Source organism: Cellulomonas sp. B6 (assembly GCF_001462455.1).
In the GTDB taxonomy this organism is placed as follows: Bacteria; Actinomycetota; Actinomycetes; order Actinomycetales; family Cellulomonadaceae; genus Cellulomonas.
In genome coordinates this window covers 24,039-32,643 of the sequence record NZ_LNTD01000100.1, presented here as the reverse complement: position 1 = coordinate 32,643, position 8,605 = coordinate 24,039, and the positions used below count along the sequence as shown (strand labels likewise).

Below are 8,605 nucleotides of genomic sequence, written 5' to 3'. Positions count from 1 at the left end.
GGGCCGGCGGACGGCATGCGGACGCTCCTTCACGCACGGGAGGGCCGCCGGGTGGCGGCCCGCCGCGACGCTAGGGCGGCACGACGGGCCGGGTCAGCCTGTGAAACGTTTCCCGGCCCGCCGCGACGGCGTACGCGTGCGCTCGTGGTGCGTCAGCCGACGGCGAGCGGCGCGACGATCTGCTCGACCTGGTCCTTCGCGTCGCCGAAGAGCATCGCGGTGTTCTCGCGGAAGAACAGCGGGTTCTGCACGCCCGCGTAGCCCGTGGCCATCGACCGCTTGAACACGACCACCTGCCTGGCCTTCCACACCTCGAGCACCGGCATGCCCGCGATCGGGGACGACGGGTCGTCGAGCGCGGCCGGGTTGACGGTGTCGTTCGCGCCGATCACGAGGACGACGTCGACGTCGCCGAGCTCGTCGTTGATCTCGTCCATCTCGAGCACGATGTCGTACGGCACCTTGGCCTCGGCCAGCAGCACGTTCATGTGCCCGGGCAGGCGCCCGGCGACGGGGTGGACGGCGAACCGCACGTCGGTGCCCTGCGCGCGCAGCTTGGCGACGAGCTCGGCCACCGGGTACTGCGCCTTGGCGACGGCCATGCCGTACCCGGGCGCGATGACGACGCTGCGCGCCTCCCGCAGCATCTCGGCGACCTCCCCGGCCTTCACCTCGCGGTGCTCGCCGTAGTCCCGGTCGACGGCCGCGACCGTGCCGCCCTCGGCGCCGAAGCCGCCGAGGATGACGGACACGAACGACCGGTTCATGGCCGTGCACATGATGAACGACAGGATCGCGCCCGAGGAGCCGACGAGGGCGCCGACGATGATGAGCAGGTCGTTGCTCAGCATGAAGCCCGCGGCCGCGGCGGCCCAGCCCGAGTACGAGTTGAGCATCGACACCACGACGGGCATGTCGCCGCCGCCGATCGAGGCGACGAGGTGCCAGCCGAGCGCGAGGGCGACGACCGTCATGAGCACGAGCGGCAGCAGCGTCGGCGACGCGAGGAACCACGCCAGGAGGCCCGCGGACGCGACGAGCGCCCCCAGGTTGAGCCAGTTGCGGCCGGGCAGCATGAGCGGGGCGCTCTTCATGCGCGCCGACAGCTTGAGGAACGCGACGACCGAGCCCGTGAACGTCACGGCGCCGATGAGCACACCGAGGAACACCTCGACCAGGTGCAGCGCGTCGGGCGCCTCGGTGAGGAACGAGTTGTAGCCGACGAGCACGGCCGCGAGGCCGACGAACGAGTGCAGCACCGCGATCATCTCGGGCATCTGCGTCATCTCGACGCGCCGCGCCCGCGCCGTCCCGACCAGCGCACCCAGGGTCAGCGCCATCGCGATGAGCAGGAGCGTGACGGCGACGGGCCGCTCGGAGCGCTCGGCCGCGAGCGCGACCGTCGCGAGCAGCGCGAGCCCCATGCCCGCCATGCCGTAGAAGTTGCCGCGCCGCGCGGTCTCCTGCTTGCTGAGCCCCGCGAGGGACAGCACGAACAGGATCGCGGCGATGAGGTAGACGGCCTGGGCCAGCGACGTGAGCACGACCGTCACGCCTCCTTCCGGAACATGTGGATCATGCGGTACGCGACGAGGAACCCGCCGAAGATGTTGATCGCCGCGACCGTGGCCGCGACGAACGCGAGCGTGCTGACCACCCAGGACTCGTGCCCGATCTGCAGCAGCGCTCCGACCAGGATGATCCCGCTGATGGCGTTGGTCGTGGCCATGAGCGGCGTATGCAGCGAGTGGCTGACGTTCGAGATGACGTAGTAGCCGACGACCACCGCGAGCGCGAACACCGTCGCGTGGCCGAGGAACGAGGCCGGCGCGACCGTCAGGGCGAGCACGGTCAGCACCGCACCGAGGGCCGCGAGGACGCCGTTGCGCTGCGAGCGCCGCTGCGCGGCCGCCGCGGCGGCGGCCTTCTTCGCCGCGAGCTCCTCGGGCGTCTCGACCGGGGCGACCGGCGTGGCGGCCGGCGCGGCGGAGACCGCGACGGGCGGCGGCGGCCACGTGACGTCGCCGCCCGTGGTCACCGTCATGCCGCGCTGCACGGGGTCGTCGAGGTCGAGCACGAGCTCGCCGTCCTTGCCGGGCGTGAGCAGCGCGAGCAGGTGCACGACGTTGGTGCCGAACAGCTGCGACGTGTGCTGCGGCATGCGGCTCGGCAGGTCGGTCCAGCCCAGCACGACCACGCCGTTGTCGGACACGACGCGCTCGCCGGGCACGGTGAGCTCGCAGTTGCCGCCGCCCGAGGCCGCCAGGTCGACGATCACGGAGCCGGGCGCCATCGCGGCGACCATCTCCTTGGTGATCGTCCGCGGCGCCTGCCCGCGCACGAGCGCCGTCGTGACGACGACGTTGGCCCACGCGGTCTGCTCGGCGTACATCTGCGCCGTGAGTCGCTCCTGCTCGGCCGTGAGCTCGCGCGCGTAGCCGTCGGTCGAGACCTCCTGGCTCGCGCCCTCGGCCTGCACGAACGTCGCGCCCATCGACTCGATCTGCTCGCCGACCTCGGGCCGCACGTCGAACGCGCGGACCTGCGCGCCGAGGCTGCTCGCGGTCCCGAGCGCCGCGAGGCCCGCCACGCCCGCGCCGATGACGAACACGTTGGCGGGCGGGGTCTTGCCGGCCGCGGTGACCTGCCCGGTGAACATGCCGCCGAACTCCTCGGCGGCCTCGATGACCGCGCGGTACCCGGCGACGTTGGAGAGCGTCGAGAGCACGTCGAGGGCCTGCGCGCGCGAGATGCGCGGCACCGCGTCGAGCGCGAGGGCCGTGACGCCGTGCGCGGCGAGCCGCGCGGGCAGGTCGGGGTCGGCGAACGGCGCCATGGTCGCGACGAGCGTCGAGCCCGCGCGCATCGCGCCGACGTCGGACGGCAGGTGGACGGCCGTGACGACGTCGCTGGCCAGGACCTCGTCGCGGTCCGCGACGCGGGCGCCTGCGGCCTCGTACGCCTCGTCCGCGAACGTCGCGGCGGCGCCCGCGTCCCGCTCGACGACGACCTCGTAGCCCAGGTCGCGGAGCTTGGCGACGGTCCGGGGCGTGGCGGCGACGAGCCGCTCACCCGGGCGCTGCTCGCGCGGGACGCCGATCCTCATGCGTGCTCTCCTTCGACGGTGACGGGAGCAGGACGTGGGTCCCGCTCACGCGCCCATCCTGGTCGGACGCGGCGCGGACAGGCTCGGACCTTTGGCCCGGAATGCGGTTACCCGTGCCATCGAAGTCGTCGGACGACCCGGAATGGCACCGGCGGTCTCACCCCCCGAGACACCGCCGGCGCGCACCGGCGCCCCGCCGGTCGCCGAGCTCGGACGAGCGCACGACCCGGTCAGGTCGCGCGGGCCGCGACGCCGCCGGCCCGGCACCGTCAGGGCCGGGTCTCGGCCGCCCGGGCCGAGGACTCCCAGGCGGCCGTCGCACGGCGCAGCGCCCCCTCGGCGTCGACGCCCCGCCGGTGCGCCGTCGCGACGAGCGCGAGCAGCAGTTCCCCGAGCGCCGCGTCGTCAGACCCAGCACCCTCGACGACCCGCACGCGGTCGTCGGAGACTTCCGGCAGGGGTGCCGCGGGCAGCAGACCCGCACGGTCGGCGCGCGACACGAGCTTCTGGGCGCGCGCGACCGCACCGACCGACAGCGGCACACCGTCGAGCGCCGACGTGCGCGACGCCTTCTCGGCCCGCTTGAGCTTCTCGTAACGGTCGTGCACGGCGTCGGCGTCCAGCTCGGCGCCGGTCACGCCCGCGCCCTCGCCGTCCGCAGCGAACACGTGCGGCGTCCGCCGCACGAGCTTCGCGACGAGCACGTCGGCGACGTCGACGAGGTCGAACGGGTCGTCGGGGTGCTCGGCGGCGACCCGCGCGTGGAACAGCACCTGCTGCAGGACGTCCCCGAGCTCCTCGCGCATCCCCTCGCGGTCCCCGGCCTCGACGGCCTCGACGAGCTCGTGCGCCTCGTCGACCACGTACGGCATCAGGGAGACGTGCGTCTGCTCGCCGATCCACGGGCAGCCTCCCGCCGACCGCAGCCGGTCCATGACCGCGACGGCACGCGCGAGCGCCTCGACCTGCGCGGCAGCGCCCGCGTGCGCAGGAGCCGGCGCCGCGGCGCCCCGCCCGCCGTCGCCACCGGTGGGGACCTGCGCGTCGGACGTCACGGCGTCAGGACGTCGGCGACGGGTCCGGCGCCGGCGCGCTGCCGTCCGCGGGTGCCGCGGCGGCGTCACGGCCACCCTCCGGCACGACCCACGACGGCGGCGTCGCGGCGGTGACCCCGGTCTCCGGCGCGTAGGCGCCGAACCGGGGGTTCACTTCGACGTCCGCGGCGCTGACCTTCTCCTGGTACTCCTGGAACGCGGCGTCGCCACCAGGGGCGTCCCGCATGCCGCTGATCGCGAGCGAGTACCGCGCGACCGCGAGCGCCCCCTCACCGAACTCGACGTCGTCCGCCGCGGCCTCGCCGACCGCCTGCGTCATGGCCGTGCGCAGCAGGCCCCGCGCCTCGTCGTCGTTCACGCCGATGCCGTGCTCGGACGCGACCTGCGTCGCGAACGGCTCGTTGATCAGGACGCCGAGGACGTCGTTCGCCCCGCCGCCGTTGAAGATCGGCTTGAGCTGCTCGGCGGCGGTCGCGAGCTCGGCCGTCGAGATCGTCCGCCCGTCCACGACCGCGGCGGCGCCGGGCTGCCCCGTGCACCCCGCGAGCAGCGCCACCGCCGCGACCGCTCCCGCCATCAGCCGTCCGCGTCCTCGCGTCCGTCGCACCGCCACCAGGGCCTCCTGCTCACGTTCCGTGGGTGTCGTCCGCCATCGTAGGCCCGAACCGGCCGCCCGCCGCGACGCCGGGCGTGGCGCCCGGCGTCACCGGGTGCGGGTCGTCTCGCCCGTCGCCGCCCGGGCGCGTCACCGTCCCGTCGTGCCCACCGACGCGGCCGCGGCCACGTCACCGCGCACGACCGCGTCGATGAACTGCCGCGCCCACGTCATGACCTCGCGCCCGTGCAGCGGCCTGCCGCCGATGCGCGCGGTCGTCGGGAACGGCACGAGCACGCTGCGCACCGCGGGCTTGACGACCGACCCCGGGTACAGGCGCTTGAGCCGCAGCTGCGCCGACTCGGGCAGCTCGACCGGCGCGAACCGCACGAACTTGCCCTGCGCCGTGACGTCCGCGATGCCTGCGGCCCGCACGTGCAGCCGGAACTCCGCGACCTCGAACAGGTTGTCGACGGCCGCGGGCACGGCGCCGTACCGGTCGGTCAGCTCGGCCCGGATCTCGCGCAGCGTCGCCTCGTCGAGCGCCGCCGCGATCTTGCGGTAGGCCTCGAGGCGCAGCCGCTCGTGGGCGATGTAGTCGTGCGGGATGTGCGCGTCGACGGGCAGCTCGATCGTGACGTCGGGCTGCTCCTCGGGCTCCTCGCCGCGGAACGACGCGACGGCCTCGCCGACCATGCGGATGTACAGGTCGAACCCGACGCCCTCGATGTGCCCGGACTGCTCACCGCCCAGCAGGTTGCCGGCGCCACGGATCTCGAGGTCCTTCATCGCGACCGCCATGCCGGCGCCGAGGTCGGTGTGCGCCGCGATGGTCTGCAGCCGGTCGTGCGCGGTCTCGGTGAGCGGCACCTCGGGCGGGTACAGGAAGTACGCGTACGCGCGCTCCCGGCCGCGCCCGACCCGGCCGCGCAGCTGGTGCAGCTGCGAGAGCCCCAGCCGGTCCGCGCGCTCGAGGATCAGCGTGTTGGCGTTGGAGATGTCCAGGCCCGTCTCGACGATCGTCGTGCAGACCAGCACGTCGAACTTCTTCTCCCAGAAGTCGACGATGACCTGCTCGAGCTGGTGCTCGCCCATCTTGCCGTGCGCGACCGCGATGCGGGCCTCGGGCACGAGCTCGTTGAGCCGCGACGCCGTGCGCTCGATCGACTCGACCTTGTTGTGCACGTAGAAGACCTGCCCCTCGCGGAGCAGCTCGCGCCGGATCGCGGCGGAGATCTGCTTCTCCTCGTACGGCCCCACGAACGTGAGCACGGGGTGGCGCTCCTCGGGCGGGGTCGCGAGCGTCGACATCTCGCGGATGCCCGTGACGGCCATCTCGAGCGTCCGCGGGATCGGGGTCGCGCTCATCGCGAGCACGTCGACGTTCGCGCGCAGCGCCTTGAGCGTCTCCTTGTGCTCGACGCCGAACCGCTGCTCCTCGTCGATGATGACGAGCCCGAGGTCCTTGAACCGCACGTCACCCGTGATCAGCCGGTGCGTGCCGATGACGACGTCGACCGACCCGTCGGAGAGACCCTCGACGATCTCCTTCGACTCCTTCGGCGTCTGGAACCGCGACAGCGCCTTGACCGTCACCGGGTACGGCGCGTACCGCTCGGCGAACGTGTCGTAGTGCTGCTGGACCAGCAGGGTCGTCGGCACCAGGACCGCGACCTGCTTGCCGTCCTGCACGGCCTTGAACGCCGCGCGCACCGCGATCTCGGTCTTGCCGTAGCCGACGTCGCCGCAGATCAGGCGGTCCATCGGGACCGTCTTCTCCATGTCGGCCTTGACCTCGTCGATCGTCGCGAGCTGGTCGGGCGTCTCGACGTACGCGAACGCGTCCTCGAGCTCGTGCTGCCAGGGGGTGTCCGCGCCGAACGCGTGCCCGGGCGTGGCCATGCGCGCCGAGTACAGGCGGATCAGCTCGGCGGCGATCTCCTTGACGGCCTTGCGCGCCCGGCCCTTGGTCTTCTGCCAGTCGGACCCGCCCATGCGGTTGAGCGTGGGCGCCTCGCCGCCGACGTACTTGGTCACCTGGTCGAGCTGGTCGGTCGGCACGAACAGCCGGTCGCCGGGCTGCCCGCGCTTGGACGACGAGTACTCGACGACCAGGTACTCGCGGGTCGCGGCCGACGCGCCCGTGCCGATCGTGCGCTGCACCAGCTCGACGAACCGGCCGACCCCGTGCTGCTCGTGCACCACGAAGTCGCCGGGGCGAAGCTGCAGGGGGTCGACGACGTTGCGCCGCCGGCTGGGCATGCGCCGCATGTCGCGCGTGCTGGAGCCCGCACGGCCGGTCAGGTCGGACTCGCTGAACAGCGCGACGCGCAGCCCCTCGTGGACGAACCCGGGCCCGACGGGCGCGGGCACGACCAGCACGACGCCGCCCTCGGGCTCGTCGTCGAGCCCCGGGACCAGGCGTGCGGGCACGTCGGCCGACCGCAGCTGCTCGACCATGCGCTGCGCGGGGCCGTGGCCCTCGGTGGCGAGCACGAGCCGCCAGCCGTCCTGCTGCAGCCGACGCACGTCGGCGACCGCGCGCGCGACGTCGCCGCGGTACCGCTCGACCTCGCGCGCCGCGAGCACGAGCGTGCGCACGTCGGGTGCCGCGGTCGGCGCGTCGTGCACGGGGGCGTCGCCCGTGACGGCGTCGGCGTCGAGCGTGAAGCCCGACAGCGTCCACCACCCCAGGCCGCGCACGGCGGCGAGCGCCCGCACCTCGGCGAAGGACGCGAACGACGCGGCCGACAGGTCCAGCGGCGTGGCCGCACCGGCAGCGGCGGACGTCCACGCGGCCTCGAGGAACTCCTGCGTCGTCGCCACCAGGTCGTGCGCACGGCGGCGCACGCGCTCGGGGTCGACGACGACCAGCAGCGAGCGGTCCGGCACGAGGTCGAGCACCGGCACCATGCGCTCGACCAGCGCGGGTGCGAGCGACTCCATGCCCTCGACCGCGATGCCCTCGGCGAGCTTGTCGAGCATGTCCAGCGCCCCGGGGAGCCGCTCGCGCAGCGCGGCGGCGCGCTCGCGCACGTCGTCGGTGAGGAGGATCTCGCGGCACGGGGGCGCCCACAGGCCGTGCTCGGCGACCTCGAGCGAGCGCTGGTCGGCCACGGAGAACCAGCGGATCTCCTCGACGTCCTCGCCCCACAGCTCGACGCGCAGCGGGTGGTCCTCGGTGGGCGGGAACACGTCGAGGATGCCGCCGCGCACGGCGAACTCACCGCGCCGCTCGACCATGTCGACGCGCGAGTACGCCGCGTCGACCAGGCGCTGCGCGACGTCGTCGAGGTCGATCCGGTCGCCCGTGCGGACCTCGACGGGGCGCAGCTCGCCCAGGTCGGCGACGACCGGCTGCAGCAGCGCGCGCACCGGCATCGTGAGCACGCGGATCGGGCCGGTCGGGCCGGGCTCGGGGTCGGGGTGCGCGAGCCGGCGGAACACGGCCAGGCGCCGCGCGACGGTGTCGGCGCGCGGGCTGAGGCGCTCGTGCGGCAGGGTCTCCCAGCTCGGCAGCACGGCGACGTCGTCGTCGGGCAGGTAGCAGCGCAGCGCGGCCGCGAGCTCGTCGGCGTCGCGCCCGGTCGCGGTGACGACGACCAGCGGCCGGGCCGTCGACGCGTCGGGGGCGGGGGCCGTGCCGGGGTGCGCCCCGGCGAGCGCCGCGAGCAGCGGCGGCCGCGCACCGGCGGGGCCGACGACGTCCAGCTCGCCGCGCGCGCGGACGGACGCGAGCGCCTCGGCGGCCGCGGGGTCGGCGAGCAGGGCGGGCAGGAGGCCGGTCAGGTCCATGGGGGTCCTTCGGGTGCGGTCGTGGCCGTCGACGCGCCGGCGGGCACGGAGGCA

At 74.2% G+C, this 8,605-nt stretch carries 5 protein-coding genes; all 5 read right to left on the bottom strand.

The features are described 5' to 3' along the window. Positions 1-152: 152 nt before the first annotated feature. The gene (pntB, locus tag ATM99_RS09815; RefSeq protein WP_062102751.1) at positions 153-1,544 is read right to left on the bottom strand and encodes a Re/Si-specific NAD(P)(+) transhydrogenase subunit beta; all 1,392 of its coding nucleotides are present in this window, start codon (positions 1,542-1,544) and stop codon (positions 153-155) included. A gap of 5 nt (positions 1,545-1,549) precedes the next feature. Further along, positions 1,550-3,106 (bottom strand): Re/Si-specific NAD(P)(+) transhydrogenase subunit alpha, encoded by a 1,557-nt coding sequence (locus ATM99_RS09810; protein ID WP_062102745.1) that lies wholly within the window; start codon positions 3,104-3,106, stop codon positions 1,550-1,552. Positions 3,107-3,375: 269 nt separating this feature from the next. Next, complete coding sequence (locus ATM99_RS09805) at positions 3,376-4,161, bottom strand: MazG family protein (protein ID WP_223304955.1); 786 nt, start codon at positions 4,159-4,161, stop codon at positions 3,376-3,378. A 4-nt stretch (positions 4,162-4,165) separates the two neighbouring features. Then, positions 4,166-4,738, bottom strand: a complete 573-nt coding sequence (locus ATM99_RS09800; RefSeq protein WP_062102744.1) for a hypothetical protein — start codon at positions 4,736-4,738, stop codon at positions 4,166-4,168. A gap of 168 nt (positions 4,739-4,906) precedes the next feature. Continuing rightward, complete coding sequence (gene mfd / locus ATM99_RS09795) at positions 4,907-8,551, bottom strand: transcription-repair coupling factor (protein WP_062102743.1); 3,645 nt, start codon at positions 8,549-8,551, stop codon at positions 4,907-4,909. Between the last annotated feature and the right edge of the window lie 54 nt (positions 8,552-8,605).

Bases quoted from the DNA above. Each gene is read 5' to 3' on its own strand.
- ATM99_RS09810 (WP_062102745.1), bottom strand. From the start codon at position 3,106: ATGAGGATCGGCGTCCCGCGCGAGCAGCGCCCGGGTGAGCGGCTCGTC.
- ATM99_RS09800 (WP_062102744.1), bottom strand. From the start codon at position 4,738: ATGGCGGGAGCGGTCGCGGCGGTGGCGCTGCTCGCGGGGTGCACGGGG.
- mfd (WP_062102743.1), bottom strand. From the start codon at position 8,551: ATGGACCTGACCGGCCTCCTGCCCGCCCTGCTCGCCGACCCCGCGGCC.